This is a genomic window from Dysgonomonas sp. 520 (genome assembly GCF_010501095.1).
Taxonomy (GTDB): domain Bacteria; phylum Bacteroidota; class Bacteroidia; order Bacteroidales; family Dysgonomonadaceae; genus QVMP01.
Genome location: NZ_QVMP01000020.1, coordinates 13,642 through 33,049 on the forward strand (window position 1 = coordinate 13,642; position 19,408 = coordinate 33,049).

General features: G+C 40.6%; 15 protein-coding genes. 8 read left to right on the forward strand and 7 right to left on the reverse strand.

The annotated features are described in order from the left end of the window. Window positions 1-16 precede the first annotated feature (16 nt). Window positions 17-583 (reverse strand): nucleotide exchange factor GrpE, encoded by a 567-nt coding sequence (grpE, locus tag D0T56_RS11785; RefSeq protein WP_163320362.1) that lies wholly within the window; start codon window positions 581-583, stop codon window positions 17-19. A 581-nt stretch (window positions 584-1,164) separates the two neighbouring features. Between grpE and D0T56_RS11790 the strand changes: the two genes are divergently transcribed. The 5 genes from D0T56_RS11790 (at window position 1,165) to D0T56_RS11810 (ending at window position 6,237) form a co-directional block, all read left to right on the forward strand. Further along, window positions 1,165-3,018 (forward strand): SLC13 family permease, encoded by a 1,854-nt coding sequence (locus tag D0T56_RS11790; protein ID WP_163320399.1) that lies wholly within the window; start codon window positions 1,165-1,167, stop codon window positions 3,016-3,018. A 153-nt stretch (window positions 3,019-3,171) separates the two neighbouring features. Then, the gene (locus D0T56_RS11795; protein WP_163320363.1) at window positions 3,172-3,768 is read left to right on the forward strand and encodes an RNA polymerase sigma factor; all 597 of its coding nucleotides are present in this window, start codon (window positions 3,172-3,174) and stop codon (window positions 3,766-3,768) included. A 56-nt stretch (window positions 3,769-3,824) separates the two neighbouring features. Then, a complete protein-coding gene (locus D0T56_RS11800; protein WP_163320364.1) occupies window positions 3,825-4,397 on the forward strand; it encodes a hypothetical protein in 573 nt (190 codons plus the stop codon). An 87-nt stretch (window positions 4,398-4,484) separates the two neighbouring features. Next, window positions 4,485-5,459, forward strand: coding sequence for a polyprenyl synthetase family protein (locus D0T56_RS11805; protein ID WP_163320365.1), 975 nt, complete (start codon window positions 4,485-4,487; stop codon window positions 5,457-5,459). Window positions 5,460-5,466: 7 nt separating this feature from the next. Next, window positions 5,467-6,237, forward strand: a complete 771-nt coding sequence (locus tag D0T56_RS11810; protein WP_163320366.1) for a TatD family hydrolase — start codon at window positions 5,467-5,469, stop codon at window positions 6,235-6,237. 222 nt (window positions 6,238-6,459) lie between these two features. Here the strand turns inward: D0T56_RS11810 and D0T56_RS11815 are convergent, their stop codons facing one another. After that, entirely contained in the window at window positions 6,460-7,275 is an 816-nt protein-coding gene (locus tag D0T56_RS11815; RefSeq protein ID WP_163320367.1) for an AraC family transcriptional regulator, read from the reverse strand. 370 nt (window positions 7,276-7,645) lie between these two features. Here D0T56_RS11815 and D0T56_RS11820 point away from each other — a divergent pair, with 370 nt between their 5' ends. From D0T56_RS11820 to D0T56_RS11830, 3 genes are all read left to right on the forward strand, one after another. Next, entirely contained in the window at window positions 7,646-8,233 is a 588-nt protein-coding gene (locus D0T56_RS11820; protein WP_163320368.1) for a hypothetical protein, read from the forward strand. Window positions 8,234-8,420: 187 nt separating this feature from the next. Beyond that, entirely contained in the window at window positions 8,421-9,842 is a 1,422-nt protein-coding gene (locus D0T56_RS11825; protein ID WP_163320369.1) for a PKD domain-containing protein, read from the forward strand. A gap of 4 nt (window positions 9,843-9,846) precedes the next feature. Further along, window positions 9,847-10,425, forward strand: coding sequence for a hypothetical protein (locus tag D0T56_RS11830; protein WP_163320370.1), 579 nt, complete (start codon window positions 9,847-9,849; stop codon window positions 10,423-10,425). Between the two features lie 283 nt (window positions 10,426-10,708). Here the strand turns inward: D0T56_RS11830 and D0T56_RS11835 are convergent, their stop codons facing one another. From D0T56_RS11835 to D0T56_RS11855, 5 genes are all read right to left on the reverse strand, one after another. Next, window positions 10,709-12,220: a T9SS type A sorting domain-containing protein gene (locus D0T56_RS11835; protein ID WP_163320371.1), complete on the reverse strand. Its 1,512-nt coding sequence runs from the start codon at window positions 12,218-12,220 to the stop codon at window positions 10,709-10,711. Between the two features lie 90 nt (window positions 12,221-12,310). After that, on the reverse strand, window positions 12,311-15,094 hold the full coding sequence (locus D0T56_RS11840) for a family 10 glycosylhydrolase (RefSeq protein ID WP_163320372.1): 2,784 nt from the start codon (window positions 15,092-15,094) through the stop codon (window positions 12,311-12,313). A gap of 72 nt (window positions 15,095-15,166) precedes the next feature. Then, complete coding sequence (locus tag D0T56_RS11845) at window positions 15,167-16,846, reverse strand: PKD domain-containing protein (RefSeq protein ID WP_163320373.1); 1,680 nt, start codon at window positions 16,844-16,846, stop codon at window positions 15,167-15,169. Window positions 16,847-16,903: 57 nt separating this feature from the next. After that, window positions 16,904-17,749, reverse strand: a complete 846-nt coding sequence (locus D0T56_RS11850) for a hypothetical protein (RefSeq protein ID WP_163320374.1) — start codon at window positions 17,747-17,749, stop codon at window positions 16,904-16,906. A gap of 23 nt (window positions 17,750-17,772) precedes the next feature. Then, on the reverse strand, window positions 17,773-19,404 hold the full coding sequence (locus D0T56_RS11855) for a SusD/RagB family nutrient-binding outer membrane lipoprotein (protein WP_163320375.1): 1,632 nt from the start codon (window positions 19,402-19,404) through the stop codon (window positions 17,773-17,775). Window positions 19,405-19,408: the final 4 nt, after the last annotated feature.

Below are 19,408 nucleotides of genomic sequence, written 5' to 3' on the forward strand. Positions count from 1 at the left end.
TGTCAGTTAGTCTTATTTATTTAGCAACAATCACTTTAGGATAACGTATAACCTTGTCTCCCAAAACATAGCCTTTCTGAACGCAATCTACGATCGTATCTTTTTGGCTGTCATCTTGTGCAGGAATTGTTGTTAACGCTTCATGCTTGTCAACATCGAAAGGCTGCCCCACGGTTTCAATTTCTTTTACTCCATGTTTGTTGAGGAACGCCACAAACTTGTTATGAATAAGTCCGACACCCTCTTTCACGGCGTCCAGATTTTCAGCCTTACCAATAGTTTCGATAGCTCTTTCAAAATCGTCGAGCACAGGCAAAATATCAGACAAAACCCTTTCGCCTCCCGACTTTATGAGCTCTGCCTTTTCCTTCAACGTTCTCTTTCTGTAGTTGTCAAACTCGGCATGCAAACGCAGATATGAATTGTTCAACTCATCGTACTTTGTCTGCAAATCAACTTCTCCTGTTTCAGACATATTGTCACTATTAGCTTCTTCTGTTTCGGTTTCCGACTGATTATTTGTCAGGTTTTCATCTTTAACCTCATCGTCGGAAACAAACTCCTGTTTCTTTCCCTCTGTCATGTCTTTATATCTTATTCTAATATATTTTCTTAATCGTATTACTCATTTTATCCCTATCACAACAAATACTTTGCCAAACACCCCAAATCAGAACATATAAATAGCAGATATAACTTTTTAAAGCTAAATTGGCAAAACTTTCAACAAAATACCATTCATTAACGTTTACTTATCTTGATAGTAACAACAAAATCTTAGTATCTTTGTATGGGTAAAGATATTTGCTTTATATTTTAGTTAAAAGTTACTTCATCCTGCGGATAGTTACGAGTAAACGAGTGGGCTTACACATCACAAAATTTGCAACCTGTTTACTTGCAACACGTAATGTAATTAATGAAGTCATCTAGACTTTTTAAATTATACTTAATTTTTGAGTTTTTGTCATGTTGAACGTAGTGAAACATCTAAAAAACAGATCCTTCGATACTCTCAGGATGACAAAATTGAATAAAACGAAAAAGTCTAGACGGTTTCAATATAAAAAAACAGGTCTGCGACCTTAACGAAATAAGAATTTTCAAAAAGTATAAAAAATAATGGCACAATTGTTTTTAGGACTTGGGGAGTTTTTCACCCCGATGAAAATAACGTTACTCATATTGTTATTGGCATCTATATTCTTTATGAGGGGCAAAGTACGCTCCGACCTTGTTGCGCTCTGTGCTCTTTTGGCTTTAATGCTCACAAACATACTGACCCCGTCGGAAGCATTGTCAGGATTTTCGAACTCGGTGGTTATTATGATGGTCGGACTATTTGTTGTGGGGGGAGGTATCTTCCGCACAGGTCTGGCGAAAATGATAAGCAGTAAAATATTGAGCCTTGCCGGAAGCAGCGAAACCAGACTTTTTGTATTGGTTATGATTGTTACCGCCTCAATCGGGGCATTTGTCAGTAACACCGGAACAGTTGCCGTTATGATTCCCATTGTGGTGAGTATGGCTGCACAGGCAAACATTTCGTCACGCAGGCTGCTTATGCCTCTTGCCTTTGCCAGCAGTATGGGTATACTGACACTTATCAGTACCCCGCCCAATATGGTTATTCAGGAAAAACTAATCGAATACGATTTCGAACCCCTGGCTTTTTTCGACTTCACTCCCGTGGGATTGATAGCACTAAGTGTAGGCATTGTTTTACTATATTTCCTTAGCAAATGGTTTCTTTCGAGCGACGAAAGCTCTTCAGCTAAAGACAAACAAGGCAAATCGTTAGACGACCTGATCAAGGAATACAACATTTCCCAGACACTCTATGTGTTGCATATAGAAGAAAAATCGCCGATAGCCGGATTCACGTTAAAAGAACTGAAAATAGCCAGTATTTACAACATAAATATCTCAAAAATAAGCCGTCTGGTGAAACCCTCTCGTTTGTCTCGCCCCACCATCAGCGAAGAAATGGCAGGCCCGAACACAATGGTAAACGTAGGAGACAGGCTCTATTGCACAGGTAAAAAAGAAGACATCGAACGCTTTGCACAGGAAGCCGGACTCACAATAAAAGATACAGCAGCAAAAGAAGAAGGCTCTTTTTCCGACTTTCAGAACATTGGTGTGGCAGAAGTATTCATCATGCCCAGTTCACGCCTCATAAACAGACGGATATCGGACACAAATTTCAGAGAAGAATATAACGTGAATATTATCGGGATACAGCACAACAACAAGTATATGACCGATGATTTTCAGAATATGAAACTGCAATCGGGCGACGCCCTCCTTATTCAGGGAACGTGGGATAAGATAGCCAGTATCGGAAAAACAAGGCAGAACGACCTTGTCCTCGTCGGTCAGCCGTTGGAAGAAGCCAAGAAAGTGACTCTTGACAACAAAGCCCCTATTGCCGCAACGATAATGATTTTCATGGTATTGGCAATGGTATTGAACATCGTACCGGCGGTTACCGCCGTGATGATAGCCGCCGTACTTATGGTTGTTACGGGTTGCCTTCGCAACATGGAGGAAGCATACAATAACATAAACTGGGAAAGCGTTGTCCTCATTGCGGCAATGATGCCCATGTCGCTAGCTTTTGAGAAAACGGGTGCGGCAGCACTCATTTCGGAAGGATTGGTTAACAATCTGGGGCAATATGGCGAATATGCCCTTCTGGCAGGAATATATTTCGGGACATCCATCCTGACAATGTTTATAAGCAATACGGCAACAGCCGTACTTTTCGCCCCCATCGCCATGAGCGCAGCTTTAGGAATGGGATGCGAGCCCTATCCGTTCTTGTTTGCCGTAACGGTTGCCGCCAGCATGTGTTTTGCAAGTCCTTTCTCTACGCCGCCCAACGCCTTGGTTATGTCGGCCGGAAAATATACGTTCATGGATTATGTGAAAGTAGGATTGCCATTGCAAATCATTATGGGTATTGTAATGATCTTCGTATTGCCTCTGCTTTTCCCTTTTCATAAAGCTGTTTAAAGGCAGAAAGCTAAATTTTCACAACCATTTTTTTGTTTAATTGCAAAAAATGTCATTTATTTGTAGTTACTATTAAAAAATATTTATTGTATCATCTTCAATTTTTACGCCTATTGACAAACATTACTCTTTGATTTTTAAACAAAAAAGGTAATGAATACTATGTTGGAAATGATGACCGACGAAGAGTTGGTAAAGTCATATTCTGTGGGAAATAATAGTGCGTTCGACTGTCTTCTGGAGAGGCATAAGAAGTATATATATAACTATGTCCTTTTTATAATCAAAAACAAGGAACTGACAGAAGATATTTTCCAGGAAACTTTTATTAAAGCCATTACAACCATCAAACAGGGACGATATACCGAAAACGGTAAATTTCGTGCCTGGATCACCCGTATTGCCCATAATCTGATAATAGACCACTTCCGTCAGGAAAAAAGTGAAAACACAGTATCGAACGATGAAGTGCAAGTAGACTTGTTCAACAACATGACACTTTGCGACATAACCATCGAGGAAAGGTTGATCAACGCTCAGATAACTCAGGACGTGAAAAAACTGATCCAATTTTTGCCCGACAATCAGCGCGAAGTGTTGGAGATGCGCTATTATCAGGATTTGAGTTTCAAGGAAATATCCGAACTCACCGGTGTAAGCATCAATACTGCATTGGGACGTATGCGCTATGCAATATTGAACATGCGGAAAATGGCGGAAGAAAACAAAATGATATTAACAATAGACTAAGGCCGATCTTTATAAGTTTTAAAAAGTAAGTTATAAGTTATACTAATATTTGCCCGGTGAAAAAATATATTTCAATAATTATCTTTTTCATATCCATAACTTACAGTTGCTCCGAGTATACTCCAAAACCCATCGGATATAACCGGATAGAAAAATCGCAATATGGTTACAAAAACTACAAAACTTCCGATTTTTCTCTACTTTTTCCCGAAATTTCCGACATAAAAGAGATAAAAAGCGACATATCCGTCGGTCATTGGTTCAATATTGAATATCCGAACTACCATGCCAGCATACACTGCTCGTACACTCCGGTGAAAAACAAAACCGACTTGAAAAAGTTACTCGAAGACAGTTACCGTCTGGTCTATTCCCACTCCATTGTGGCCGAAGACATAAGCTCGTCTCTATACGATGACCCTCTGCGAAAGGTATCCGCTACCATTTACAACATTGAGGGCAATGCCGCCACCCCACTCCAATTTTATGCAACCGACAGCACAAAACACTTCTTCAGAGGATCGCTATACTTCAATCATAAAGTCAACCCCGACTCCATTGCCCCTGTGGTAGAATACGTAAGGGAGGATATTATGAAAATCATCGAAACCATTTCGTGGACAAATTAGTTGCATCCGAAAACCGCATCTCTTTTTTCATCTGAATGTTTTACCTAACTTTGCACTCCATGTAAAACCGATTAATAAAAAAAGATTATGCGCCAATACAATTTCAACGAAATATTAGAAATCCTGAACAAACAGATAGAAAATATTGAGTTCAACGAAAAACCTCAATCTCTGTTCGAACCAATCAGCTATATTTTAGCACTTGGAGGTAAGCGTGTCAGACCGGCATTAGCATTAATGGCATACAATCTGTATAAAGACAATCTGGCGGAGGTTCAACCGATAGCCGCTGCCATCGAAATATTTCACAATTTCACACTGTTGCACGACGATTTGATGGACCGGGCAGATATGCGCCGTGGAAAAGACGCTGTTCACATTAAATGGAACGACAATGCCGCCATCTTATCGGGAGACGAAATGCTCATCGAAGCCTATAAGGAACTGGCTAAAACAAGAAAAGACGTGCTTTCGCCTGTTCTCGATTTGTTCTCGAAAACAGCAACCGAAGTTTGTTGCGGTCAGCAGTACGACATGGAATTTGAGAAACGCATGGATGTTACCGTTGACGAATATCTGGAAATGATACGCCTGAAAACGGCCGTATTGCTAGGTTGTGCGCTGAAAGAAGGAGCCATGATAGCTGGAGCATCGGATCAGGATGCAGACGCACTCTACGATTTCGGGATAAATATAGGTCTTGCCTTTCAGTTGAAAGACGACTTGCTAGACGTATATGGCGACCCTGCTACCTTCGGAAAGAAAATAGGTGGCGATATTCTTTGCAATAAGAAAACATATTTATTTATCAATGCTTTGCAAGATGAAGAATCTTACAAGAAGTTGACTCCTTGGTTAGAAAAAACCGATTTTGCGGAAGCTGAAAAAATAAAAGCCGTAACAGAAATTTACAATCAACTGAATCTGAAAGAAAAATCGGAAAAACTAATTCAGGAATATTATAAAAAGGGAGTATCTTCTTTAAATAAAGTTTCGGTAGGCGAAGAACAAAAAGCCGAATTATACAAGTTCGCAGAAAACCTGATGTTCCGCAATTCATAATACTGCAATGGGCATCATCGACACACATACGCACATCTACGAACCCGATTTTGACAACGACATTAACGATGTCATAACCAGGGCAAAGAACTGTGGTGTAGACAAAATTCTTCTACCCAATATTGACTTGAATTCCGTTGACCGGCTTCATAATTTGGTTGAAAAACATCCCGATTATTGCGCCCCTATGATGGGGCTCCATCCCGGAAGTGTGACCCTCGATTGGAAAGAGGATTTGAAGCAAATAAAGGAAAATTTCTCTAAACACAAATACATTGCAGTAGGTGAAATAGGCATTGACCTTTATTGGGACAGGAGCCTCGAACAAGAACAAAAGCTGGCATTTGAAGAACAGCTCAGATGGAGTATCGAGTACAATTTGCCCATATCAATTCATAGTCGTGATGCCATCAGGGAAACAATAGAGTGCATCAACAATGTTGATAAGGAAAATTTGAGAGGGGTTTTCCACAGTTTTGGAGGAACGCTGGAAGAAATGACAGAAATTCTGAATCTAAAGAATTTTTATCTTGGCATCAACGGGGTTGTAACCTATAAAAACTCAAAACTTCCGGAAGTGCTTACACACACCAACCTTTCTCACATTGTCATCGAAACCGACGCGCCCTATCTCCCACCCGTTCCGTACAGAGGGAAAAGAAACGAGCCGTCGTATACTGTTGAAATTGTGAAAAAACTGAGCGAAATTTTCGATTGCACCCAACAAGAAGTGATTGAGAAAACCTCCCATAATGCACAAATACTTTACGGATTGTGATCTGAGATAGACACACACAATTTTACTACAAAACATTCTTTCGAGATTATTTCCCGAAAAATTTGCCATATAAAAAAATTGCGTATATTTGTACTTTCATTATCTATAATATCCAGACGTCTGTCACTTAGCAAGTGACAGACGTCTATTTTTAAGAGGTTTTTCTTAATGCAAATTTAGGGCAAAATATGTGTCGCCCACTACCCTAAATATTCCTTAAAATTATGTATTTTGCTTCTGATATCTTTCGTTCCTGATTTGCCGTGGCGAAGCCCCCAATATCTTATGACAAAACTCATTGAAATGAGACAATGTATTGAACTTATTATCCGTTGAAATTTGCTTCAAACTTTTATCGGTGTGATAAATTTCGTGGAAAATCTGATTTGCTCTTCGTTGCCTAAACCATGAATAGGCCGTAGTGCCAAAAACTTTCTTGAATTTTTTATTGAATCCTGAGTAGCTATAATGCATCTGATCAGATAGTTCCTTTATATTCTTTATGTTTTGAGACAACCTTCTGACCTGCTCCGAAAAATAAAGGTCGTCTGTCAGGTAAGTGCTGAAAAAATCGTCTAATTGCTCTTTCGAACAAGAGGCTTTCAGTATGCAAATCAGCTCTTTAGCCTTGATATCCGCAAGGAAATCGTAATCCACACTCTTGTCCTTATAAATAAGGAGCGAGTTGATATAGCCGTTTATGACTTCATTAAAAGACAGATAAATAACACCCTGATGTTCAGACTTTTTCAAATTTTCCATCCTGAAGCTGTCATAAAGATACTCCTCATCACTAATATCTATCGACAGAAATGAAGAATTTTCCAATGCGCTCATCATGCACCCATACCCGGAGGGTAGGAAGAACAATTTATTTGCCGAAATAGATTCTTGCTTAATATCCGAAAAGGAGGTATCCAATCTTCCCGAAATGATTAATACGATTCTGCAATTGTCTGCTTGGGAAACCCATTTTTCACCTCTATCCAGGTCAATGAACCGGATGCCGGGTTTTGTTCTGTTATTTTCAAATTTCATAATTTGTTGTTGTTTAAGTTCCTGAATCTGTGCGTGTTTAATGAATATCTAACAAAAAAATCGGGTCTATCTATTTTTACCCATTTGATAAAACACTCATTATCAAAATTTTATTTCATTTAGAATTACGTTTTATTGCCCTCAAAAATTCACTGTTTACCTAATGTTTTACAAACCGCAATATGTGCTTTTTTCACCCCTACATAATACTCTTATTATCAGGCGAATACAGGGCACACCTAAATATTCCGTCACTTGCTAAGTGACAGAGCACACAAACTACTAGATATCAACAAATTAAACTTTTTGAATAAGAGGCAAAAAACGAACTGAGGGTAAAAAATTAACACGACAAACAACGTTAAAACTTATGAAAAAAACTTTATTATTCTTATCGCTTATTTTAGCCTGCTCCTTCTCTTACGGGCAGGTGGGAATAAACACCGATTCGCCACACCAAAGTGCCGTTTTGGATGTGCAGAGCACCACTAACAACCAGGGGATGTTACTGCCCCGCATGACAACTGCGCAAAAAACTGCGATAACCTCTCCGGCAACCGGATTGCTGGTTTACGACACCACCACAAAGTGTATCTCGCAAAACGTGGGAACGGAAGCCGCCCCCTCGTGGGTATGCTTGTCGGCGAAAGACAACCAATCGAAGTTTTTCTATATGCCATCCATTGCCATCGACGCTTCGGCTGTGGCAACAGGGCAAACTCTGAACCTGTATAACGAATACAAAACACAGTTCAACACGCCCATGGCAGCCAGCACCAGTGCTCCGGCTAGTATTCCCTATTTCCCCGCGGCAACAGACTTGTACTATTATATCACATATTATGACAATACGGTGATAAAAGTGAATAGCTTGAATGCCAATGGCGTGCTCAATTATGACATCATTGCGGCGGCGCCTTTCGCTTCCTTTATGAATGTGGTGATGGTTGTAAAATAAAAATGCATCTTGTCATTGAGTCGCCTTCGCTCCTCGAACGTTGTTTCTGAGTGAAACGAAGAATCTGTCTTAAATAGTTGACGAGTAAACATGTAAACGAGTTGACAAGTTAAGAAACTAGTACCTTGTTCGCTGGATATAGATGCTTCGCTATGCACTGCATGACAAGTACAAAAAGAAAAGAAAAATGAAAAAAATAAAAATATTATTATTGCTGCTAGCCTGCTGCACTTTGCTGCCTGCACAAGTAGACCCGAATAAAAAATATATGAACTGGTGGTATTTCGGAGAAAAATCAGGATTGAATTTCAACCAGATGCAGACCATTTCCGGAGTGTCTTTACCAACACCCGTTACAGGACCGTTTAGTACGACAGAGGGTTGTTTTACCATATCTGACAGGGATGGTAATCTATTGATGTCATCGGACGGTATGAGTGTTTATAACAAAAACAATATAGAAATGGACAACGGTGCAGGATTGAAGGGGCACCCGTCATCTTCTCAATCGGGTATTGTGATACCTTTTCCTGAGGACGAAACTAAATATTATATCATCACTGTTACTGCAGGACTCGATACTGAAGGTCTTAATTATTCAATAGTCGATTTAACTGAAAATGGAGGTCTTGGCAAGGTAACTACAAAAAATATCAATCTATTGGGGTCCACTTACGAAAATATAACGGTTGCACCTAATTCAAACGGTCGCGATTATTGGTTGATTCACAGAGGAGATGGTGCTTTTTACGTCTGGTCAATAACAAGTACCGGAATCTCAACCACACCCAATATGTACCTCTACACTGAGGCTCCATGCCCTTATCGCTATGTTAGTGTGACAAGGCTTTCGCCTGATAACACAAAACTAATAAGTTCTTCATACAACTGTAATAGTCTTTTTTATGCGGATTTCAACCCGGCAACAGGAGTGGTATCTAATGTGGGAGAAGTTAACTTTAATGACAATGTATACGGAACAGAGTTTTCTCCTTCCGGTGAATATATATACGTTACACAATATAAACAAGGTTATTTTAAGATGAAATATGCTGATCTGACCAGCGGAACCGTTCCTCCTCTTATAACAACATTAGGTCCCGTTTCTAATTTCACAATCGGACCGGATAATAAAATATATGGAATAATAAGTAAGACAAAAAAATTGATTGTGATACTAGATCCCGATGACGGGGGAAATGATGTAAGGATATTTGATAATTATCTGATCAATAATGCCAATGATGGTTTACCGACCTTCATCAACGGGAATTTGAATATACAAATAGAAGAAAAACCGTCTGTTTGTTCTGCTTATCAAACAGAATTAGAAATTGTGATTTCGGCCACAGGTGCAAATATCCCTGCTCAACTGATATGGAATTTTGGTGATGGTTCTTCTACGAAAGCGGTTAGCTATACAGGCAATGGCACTTACACTCAAAAGCATACATACAATACGTCGGGACTGTATGAGGTTACTGTCACCCCACAAAGAGCGGATGGCGCTTTCTTATCTCCTATAAGACAACAGATACGGGTTATTGACTGCCCTATCCGCACCAATCGTATGATTCGCACCAGTTTGTCTAATTCAGAAAACGAATAAAAATATGAAAATAGTTTATATATGCTTTATGCTATTTTGCCTGTCGGTCGTGTCAGTCAATGCGCAGGTAGGTATCAACAACGAGAGTCCGCATGCCAGTTCCGCTTTAGACATGGCTAAGGATGGCAATCGGAGCGGCGTGCTCCTACCCCGTATGACTACGGCTCAAAAACTAGCCATTGTGAAACCGGCACACAGCCTTTTGGTCTACGATACGGATAAGAATTGTGTTTCGCAAAACATCGGAACGGAAACCGCTCCCGTGTGGGATTGCCTGACACTGTTCAACCGTCAGTTCTTCTATATGCCCTCAATCAACATTCCGACCGGGAAATTGGGTGCTGCTACGCTCGATTTGTTTGCCGAATACCAGAGCCAATTTTCAACGCCCATGTATCGCAGTGTGGGTGCGTCAGCTTCGATGGGCAATTTTTCGGCAAGTGACTTGTATTATTACATAACCTATTACGATCCGGTACTTATTACGGTCAATTCGATCAGTGCCACAGGAGTTATGTCATACACGGTGTTGAAGCAAGCGAACAAAGACGCTTATATGAATATTGTATTTGTGGTGAAATAAAATGAAAAAAGAGGGTACCCATAGTGCATTTAAGACTTTGATGTTAACTCATTTATTATAAGACTCATATTGGTTTTGTCATTTTGAACGAAGTGAAAAATCTATGTATTTTCAATCCAGATCCTTCGTTTTACTCAGGATGACAATGTAAATATGTATTATGTTTCTGTTAATTATCTTTTATTTTCTAAATTCACTACGAGTAAGAGGGTATCTCGAGGAAGTAATAAACTTACTACACTGAGACACCCTCTCTTTATCTAACAAATATATATCCCGATTGTTATTTTACTAAAACTTTCTCAGAAAATGTTTCTCCGGCTTTTGTTGTCATTTTCACAATATACAAGCCATTAGTAAATGGAGCCGACACAATTTTCGTGTTCTGAGCTTCATTAACTTTTTGTCCTGTTAATGTATAAACTTCCACAGAGCCAACCTCTTCCGTCATTTCTATATTACCATCAACATATCTGGCTGTTACAGCATCGACAGCAACATCGTCTATTCCACTAAAGTTGCCTTTAATTTTCATCTGATATTTTGCAAATCCATTGTTACAAATGAATATATAAACATCAACAGTTGCTTCGGTTGCTGTATACGAAATGCTTTTCTTATCTATTATCGGCAATGTAGAATAAGCTGTTGTTGACGCACTTCCAAATCCTTGTTTCGGGAAATCGAATAAGAACTTGGCTGTACTGAATCCACCTTCATAAGAGAACAAACCAAAAGAGTTGTCCGGATATCCATCTTTACCCTGGCTGTTAAGGTACAAAGCCGATAAGAAATAAGTTACGCCACCTATTACAACTTCGTCTACACCACAACCCGAAGCACTGAAAAACGCAACTCCGGCAGGGGCTTTAGAGAACCCATCTTGCAATTTGCCTTCCATATCATACAAACTTGGATAAGAAGCCTGTCCGTCTACATAGAACAAATTTTCGCTAATAGGACGCACATAAGGAGCACCTCCCAAATTGAGAGAGCTTATAGGAAACAGTTCTTCCAACTTGATGATTGTCGGTTGTCCGGGAATTCCAAAGTTAAGCTCAGGCGAGAAATCCGAATCGGGATCGGTAGTGCCCACCAATGCTCCATCTTTAATATCCCATCTGAAAACGCTGGTCAGATAGTCCTTATGCGGATTTGTTCCACTGGCAGCAACAGCACCCATCACATAACCGTTTCCGTTCATATCTCCGTATACATTAAAGTTATCTATACGAACAGTTCCGTCTTTAGTTTCGGGGAATAGACTTTCCTGAGCACCATAAGAAAACCTGATTTTGTTTACCGGAGTAGCATTCAAGTCTGCCATTACCCACATATCCAATGCACCTGAGTAGATATCGGTAACCAAGTTAAACAAAACAATATTTCCGGCACCATCAATAGCAATAGAGTTATTAACAGATCCGCTAGGAGTTGTAAAAGCCAATCCGTCGAGGCTCTTTGTTTCCAGATAGTCTCCCGTAGCAGCGTCAAACACCTCTAGTCTGGGCACGGTGTTTTCACCCACAACTACCCTATGCACGAAGATAAGTTTTCCGTCTTTAAAGGCATAACAGCGAGCATTTGCATTTGTAAGAATATCTGCAGGAAAGTTGTTTGTAACTCCATCATCACTTACTATAGTCTTAAGGGACCTAATCCATACAGACTCCATGGTTACGTTTCCGTCGGATGAAGAATAAGGCGCATCCGCATCTTTTGTTGGTGTATACTGAGCATTTGCCATAAACACGCTTAAAGTTAAGGCCGCAGCCCCAAGTAAAAATTTTTTCATAACTCAAAATTTTTAATTAAACAATAAGAAATTTTCTATAAATAAATAATCCTAATCATGCAAACCGGTAGTTGATCCGATTACTCCGATCTAGTGAATCCACTTCAATACTGCAATATTCTTATCCACTTCAATCCTCACTAAATAAACACCTCTGTTTAAATGGCTTGGCAGAGCAACTTCATTATTCACGCCCGAAACAGTCCGGTTTTTAACCACTTTTTCAACCTCCTTACCCGAAAGGCTTAGCACCGAAACCGATATTTCAGCATTTCCGATGGAGTTTACAACCAGATAATCTCCATTGATGTAGCAGTTTAACTTATCGTCCAAGTAGTTGCCAATAGACGACCACGGCGACAATGTATAAACCTCAGACCAAGCGGTATAATAAGATGCGCCATAATTGGCTCTCATCCTCAGGTAAGATGTAGCGTTGGAATCTATGTTATCGAAAACAACTTCATATACATTTTTTCCAACACTCTTAATTGATGTTTCCCTGATCGGAAAACTTGCATTCTTACTCAATTCGACCCTGAAACCCGATGCCGTGGGAGATGCTTCCCATTTCACCAGAAGCGTTTCTTGCGGCAGTTCCGAGCCGTTGGCTGGTTCTATAATAACAGGTACGGGCGGAGGCACAAGCTGAGTAGAAGCCTTCACTGCATCAGAGGTATACTTATGCTCGTTAAAGACCGCCTTCACCCTGAAGAAGTAGTTGTAGTTGTTATTCAACAATCCTTCAGGCAAAGTATACGAAGTTTCTGTTGTTTCCACCGAATGAACCAGCGACGTGAACGAGTTGACATTAGACACCTCCAATATATAGAAGTCTTGCCCGCCTCCTGATTGCCAAGTAACGGTTGGTGTAAGAGATATCGTTTCGTCCTGAGCAGGATATGTTACCGATAATTTTTCAGTTCCAACAACAACTGTTCTTGTTTCGGACGTACTGACCGGAGCATTAACTTTTATTGTTTTCACCCTCCAATAATATTTTTCGTCCGTTTTCAGGAAATCAAGATCAATTGTCGACAGATGAGTCTTCCTCTCCATGTCTCTTTTATAAAGTATTGTTGAAAAATCCGCTTTATCGGATAATTCAAAAATATAATATTCGGCATCGGACTGAGGCTGCCAAGTGAAACCAAACGGATTGATCGGCGAAGCATTATTTGCAGGTGAAATTAACGTTACGGGCGATGATGTGGTTGGCGAACCGCCCATTATCACCGGACTATATTCGTTTGCATACCTGTCGTATACGGATACAGCATATTTGTAAGCACTTGTTGGTTTATCCGCTGCGATAGCATAACTTTTGCTATACGAAATACCTTGCAAATATTGAGATGTAGCAAAATTTCCGACATTAGCCGCCACATCGTTCGGAATGGCATAAACGGCATACCGCACATCATCGGAGGTGTAGTTCCACTTCAGTTCATTGCCTTCTACCCTCAGGTTAGTAACCAATCCCTGATCGGGGACAGCAACCATCATTGCAGGGGTCAATGATTTGTGTGTAAATATTTTCGAGGCGAAATAATTATTTATAGCCTTCACCAATAGCGGCGATGTATTGTAGAAAACACTACCCGGAGCATTATTTTTATTAAACAGCCTGTTGTTTTCGATCTGTATTGCGAAATCGGCTCCGGGAATGGCAGCTTTTGTCAGCATTGGTTTTTCCGACTCGTTCTGCATATTCAGCAAGCCTGTCAATTCGATATGAGACAAACCTCCAGCGTCAATTTCTTCTTCGTCAATCTTTACAACTCCTGATTTGGGTACATCCAGTATCTCCGCCAGATTCTGACTCACAAAGATGTGGGTATTGAAAAGGCTGGCCATATCCGACCACCACTCGCAGAGTATTGTATAGTTAGAAGATGTTTCTGTCGTTGCCCAATATATCTGGGGCGAGATATAATCAATTGTCTTCGATTTCATCCACGCCAAGGCATCGGCATAAATACCTTCATAGGCATATCCTCCGGTGATACCGGCAGGCAGGCTTACTCCATATTTATTAGCAACGGAAACATCCGTAGACCATTTTCCGGGAGGGCCTATGCCAAACCACGCATAAGGCTTAACTGTCTTTATCGTATCATACACTTCGGCTACAAACGTGTTCACATTTTCGCGCCTCCAATCTTTTATAGACATATCCGAAGGCTTATAAGCGTCAATAGAAGCCTGATCTCTTATCAATCCCTGATAATCGATATATTGCAAATAAAAATAATCATCAAAAAGAACTCCGTCTATATCGTAATCATTAACTATTTCGCCAATAATATTCTTCACATGAGCTCTAACTTCCGGATTCCCGGGGTCTAGTATTGTTCCCCACTTGGTAGCTACTCCTGCTTTAACCTCTGTTGGTGCAGTTATCACCCATTTGGGATGTGTCACTCTGTAATCGCCGGCCTGTCCGTCCCACGAACCGGCAGTCGACTCAAACCTGTAAGGATTAATCCAGACATGCAATTCGAGCCCTCTCTTGTGAGCCTCTTCAATGGCAAACTCCAACGGATCGTATCCCGGATCAAGCCCTCTTGTCGAAACCAAGCCGGTAGCCCAAGGTTCGTACGAAGACTTATACATCGCATCGGCTCTACCTCTTGCCTGATAAAGAACGGTATTGATATTTGCAGCCTTTACAGCATCCAACAATTCTATCAATGTCGCTTTTTGGCGATTAATCTGGTCTACGTCTCCCGTTGTCGAAATAACAGACTTAGGCCAGTCGAGTCCAAAAACGGTAGTGAACCATGTTGCCCTCATCTCCCTTTTAGGAGAGACTTGGGCATAAGCGCCGGCAACAATGGCAAAAGATATAAATATCAGTAATAACTTTCTCATATTTAACGATTTAAATTCAGCGTCCATCGTCAACACCGATAGCGTTGACGACAGACACTCAACTACTTTTTTTTAGAACAACTTAGATTTCTCATTATTTATAGCGATACCATAAATGGCCTGACCTACAACCAGTGTTTCAAGTTGTTTGGTTTCATAGTCGTAACGCTTCAGTCCGGTCTTTTCTTCTTCTCCCGCTCCTGACCTGTAGCCAAAATAGAGAGAGCCATCCGATTCGTCAACAACCATTTGCGTGATGTATGGAATCTCCCCGACAGGGCCTTCACTATCCGGCAACAATTTCAGTATCTGATATTCTGCCGGATTCATATTTGCGGTAAGCTTATCTATCGGAATCCGATATACCTCACCTTCGGTAAGTGATGCAGCAGTGGCAACATACAATACCTTTCTCGTTTCATCTATCACAAATGATTTCACCTTCTGTCCTGGTAATATTGCTCCCGATGAAGGAACCGGTGAAGGATTTTTCGCATCATAATCTTTTGTCAATATATCCGTATCCACAAAGCGGAATATACCTCCGTCGTTGTTGGTCTTAGCCCACCACCACATGTTATTGTATCTGGTGAATCCTCTGTTCAACGAACCGTACAGAATACCTTTGGAATAATAACCTAAACGCGCGTTTCGTACCCAGAACGGATAATTGGCACCTTCGTCGCTTCCATCCGACCCGGTTCTCTTCCCGGTACTATTTCTTTCTGTCAATGGAACTTTACTGATTCCCGTATTGCGGTCGGAACAATAAAGTGTATTTGATGCCGGATCTATATATCCACAGAACGGGTCGTCGTTCGCATAGCCTCCATCATTAGTAAACATTGTTTCAACCGTAGAGCCATCTTGCGCTACAATAGAAACTTTTCCGTCACCCATGTTTCTGAAAGTATCATCATTTTGGAAATAGAACACTTTACCTGCATCAATAACATACAACAGACTATCGTGAAACAGTATATTGAACGGATGCTGACCCGACTTCACACCAAGGTCGAACGGTAGATTCTTCACATTAGACTGCAGGTCTTTAATGACCTTCAGCGCCATAATGTTTCCGCCTTTTACCGCATAATACAAGGTTTTGGCTTCTTTGGTGTAACCAACCTGTACATTCACAACCACCTCTTCCAGTTTCTTTTCAAAGTCCGTACCTTCTTTGTAAAAGGTGGTTTTCAGTGTTATCTGCTGAGAACCGACATTTGAAAAAGTCAATTCTCCCGGATCTTTCTCAGAACTTTCCGTAACAGGTTGCTTGTTTGCGTCCAATGTTCCCTCCGGAAAAATCCATTCGTACCTTACGTCGTAGTTCTCCGGATTGGGCAGATACAAATCCAATTTCATTTTTGTTTTCAAAATTTCCGTCACAGCATCGGAAGACGTGTAGAAAACCCTTGGGAAAATTTCAGTGATCATCAAATCTTTTATCAATTCTCCCTTATTCTCCAACACCATTTTCACTTTGTAAACACCCGGACTGGCATATTTATGAATAGGATTGGGCTCATTGCTTGTAGTGCCATCGCCAAAATCCCAACTAACCGAACCTTCCAACACCGATGTATTGATAAACTGAATGTCCGACCCTACAAAATAGTCATGCTCATAGTCGCCGTCCACTTCGTAGACGAAAGCAATGTCGGGATTAGGAAAATGCTCTATATCAGGGTCGTTTTCACACGACGATAGAACAAATGTGAAAGCAAATAATATATATATAATTCTTTTCATACTCGTTTACGCTTTTAAAAAGTCTGAATGACTTTATTATTAAAAAACTTTATACCCTTAGTTCAATGTTATTTTCTTTTTCTCCGTGAAAGATGCTATTCCATTCGAATCTTCTACCCTAACACTGGCGTTTAAGAAATAGTATCTGTCGTAAGACACCATAAACAATCCGTCTGCAGACTTATATGTCAACGAATCGAGCGGTATTGAATAGAATTTTTCCTTGATCAGTTCTTTCGATTCTTCCTTTATGACATAGAAGACTCCTTTGTTTTCGGTTGAATCGCGCTTCACATGCTTCATAAAATCTTCTTCCGTCTCGAAACGAGGATTTGTTGAGGTCAGAATCTTCTGTAAGTCTTCAACTTCGAGTTGAGGATAAAGTTTCTCGCGAAATTCCTCCAGAAATCCCTCCGGAAACAATGTTTCGTATTTGGTCTGATCCCATTTCTCCACATCTTTCCAGATTGTAGACCGCAAAGTGTAACTCGTTGGAAATTTGACATTCATCAAGTAGGTCAAATCTTTATCACTCCAAAAAGATTCGGAATGAGGGAAGTCTTTTATATACTGAAATACTCTTACCAACTCCGTAGTATCGACAGGCGTATAGTTGAACGTAAAAGAAGTAACCAAAGGGCACGACGCCGATATGGTGGTCACACGGCTCACGTCGTACCACACGCTAATATTTGCAATACTTTTTCCGTCCAAGGGGTAATACTGCAATCTGGAAATCTCCACAGAATCACCCGCTTTGACAGCGTCCGATTTCAACTCCCAATAAACAGTGGGAGCAAACTCCCCTACCCTGTTCAAGTCGTCAATCGGGTCATTAATTGTGCATGAAGCCAGCAACCCGCATCCGACAACAAATAGTAATATTTTATTTATGTATTTCATACTTGTATAATTTTAAAAAGAATTTACTCTGCCCAAATCATAGTTTTTTTCAACCAATTAGGATTTTGATATGCACCCAATCTTTCCAGCTCTGCTTTGTTATACACATCTTCTGTTTCCGGGTCGTAGTTCAAACGCTGAACCCATTCCACATTATTGCCCCAATACGGTTCATACAAGTTGTATGGCCTGCGCAAGTTGGGATATATTTCCACACCATCGTACTTCACTTTTTCTTCGCCGTCTTTCACCTTGCTTCCGCTATATTTGTAGCGGCGCATATCTGTCCATATCTCAGGTTGCAGATACATACACACATATTTCTGGCGCATCAGGTGACCGATATTAAATCCTGCCTGAGGCAGATATTCTTCCCGTTTCAGATACATGGTCACGTGGGTCGATCTGCACTCGTGTCTCTTCATATTCATTTCGGCAGCTTCATACGTAGTTTTGTACGCCTCCTCTTTTTGTCCTCTCCAATACTGAGCCTCGGCTTTTATCAACAAAAGTTCTTCCGTAAGCATCAACGATATATAAGAATCGTTCGATGTGAACACCCCGTATCTGTCAGGACTTTCGTTTGTCAAATACATGTTAGGATAATTCACCTGTTTATATGAAGCATCCATTCCGATGTTATTTTCCAGATAACGGTATTTCGTATCCTGATCATCCGAATCTTTTGGTCCCGGAGCTTCTTTCATCAACCTCACCATACGAGGATCGTCGGCAACTCCATACTGAGATCGTTTTGCTGGATATCCCAAAATTGTTTCAACGAAGAATTTAGAAGGGATAGCGTTTTGCAATTCATTGGAGCGGCTTTCCCACGAATTGATAATAGGGCGTTTGGGTCCCCACGGGCAGTTTCGTTCCAACTGTGTACCTCCCGAATATTTGTAATTTGGCTCTACCCAACCATCCAAAGCCTTATTTGCTGCTATGATAATTGAATCGCAAAATTCATTTGTATTATTCCAATTAGGCAGATTACGCAAATATATTCTGGCCTTCAATCCGTAAGTAAAATGTTTCCATTTTTCCAGATCGCCACCATATATCCGGTCTATAGACTCTGTGATTCTTATATTCTTAGAATTATTGTTCCAATTCGGATCATCATAATCTTTCAGCAATTGCTCCACTTCGTCATACATCCACCGGTAAACTTCTTCCTGAGTGTCGTATTTGGGTGCATTAGACTTATATGCCTGAGAAAGTGGCATATCGCCAAAAGCATCGGTAGTATACAGCGTAGACATCAAGCGGATGGTACGCCCTATCAATACACAATTTTTGGCGCCAATGGCTTCGGCAGCCTTTTCCATCTCGTTCAGGTTTGTACCTATATCGTAATAGTGGCGTCTCCATTGAGGATGCCTGTTTACGGACAAAAATTCCCAACCTTGTTTATACGGATATGTTCCTGTCTGGCTTCTGCCGCCTGTTGTTAAGGCTTGTGCCAGATAGACATTATATTCGGCATGGTCATAAACCAATTGTGCTCCATAGAATAAGATTACGGGCAGAGACTGGTCGGGAGTCACTGTTGTAGTCGTATTCGGGTTATCATTTATGTCCAAGAAGTCATCGCAACTCATAAAGAAGCAAGAAGACAAGACCGCTAGAGCTATATAAAATATTTTATTCATAACT

What these genes read in the sequence shown, in the direction of transcription:
- grpE (WP_163320362.1), bottom strand. Translation starts at nt 583, where the DNA reads ATGACAGAGGGAAAGAAACAGGAGTTTGTTTCCGACGATGAGGTTAAA.
- D0T56_RS11790 (WP_163320399.1), top strand. Translation starts at nt 1,165, where the DNA reads ATGAAAATAACGTTACTCATATTGTTATTGGCATCTATATTCTTTATG.
- D0T56_RS11795 (WP_163320363.1), top strand. Translation starts at nt 3,172, where the DNA reads ATGAATACTATGTTGGAAATGATGACCGACGAAGAGTTGGTAAAGTCA.
- D0T56_RS11805 (WP_163320365.1), top strand. Translation starts at nt 4,485, where the DNA reads ATGCGCCAATACAATTTCAACGAAATATTAGAAATCCTGAACAAACAG.
- D0T56_RS11810 (WP_163320366.1), top strand. Translation starts at nt 5,467, where the DNA reads ATGGGCATCATCGACACACATACGCACATCTACGAACCCGATTTTGAC.
- D0T56_RS11815 (WP_163320367.1), bottom strand. Translation starts at nt 7,275, where the DNA reads ATGAAATTTGAAAATAACAGAACAAAACCCGGCATCCGGTTCATTGAC.
- D0T56_RS11820 (WP_163320368.1), top strand. Translation starts at nt 7,646, where the DNA reads ATGAAAAAAACTTTATTATTCTTATCGCTTATTTTAGCCTGCTCCTTC.
- D0T56_RS11825 (WP_163320369.1), top strand. Translation starts at nt 8,421, where the DNA reads ATGAAAAAAATAAAAATATTATTATTGCTGCTAGCCTGCTGCACTTTG.
- D0T56_RS11830 (WP_163320370.1), top strand. Translation starts at nt 9,847, where the DNA reads ATGAAAATAGTTTATATATGCTTTATGCTATTTTGCCTGTCGGTCGTG.
- D0T56_RS11835 (WP_163320371.1), bottom strand. Translation starts at nt 12,220, where the DNA reads ATGAAAAAATTTTTACTTGGGGCTGCGGCCTTAACTTTAAGCGTGTTT.
- D0T56_RS11840 (WP_163320372.1), bottom strand. Translation starts at nt 15,094, where the DNA reads ATGAGAAAGTTATTACTGATATTTATATCTTTTGCCATTGTTGCCGGC.
- D0T56_RS11845 (WP_163320373.1), bottom strand. Translation starts at nt 16,846, where the DNA reads ATGAAAAGAATTATATATATATTATTTGCTTTCACATTTGTTCTATCG.
- D0T56_RS11850 (WP_163320374.1), bottom strand. Translation starts at nt 17,749, where the DNA reads ATGAAATACATAAATAAAATATTACTATTTGTTGTCGGATGCGGGTTG.
- D0T56_RS11855 (WP_163320375.1), bottom strand. Translation starts at nt 19,404, where the DNA reads ATGAATAAAATATTTTATATAGCTCTAGCGGTCTTGTCTTCTTGCTTC.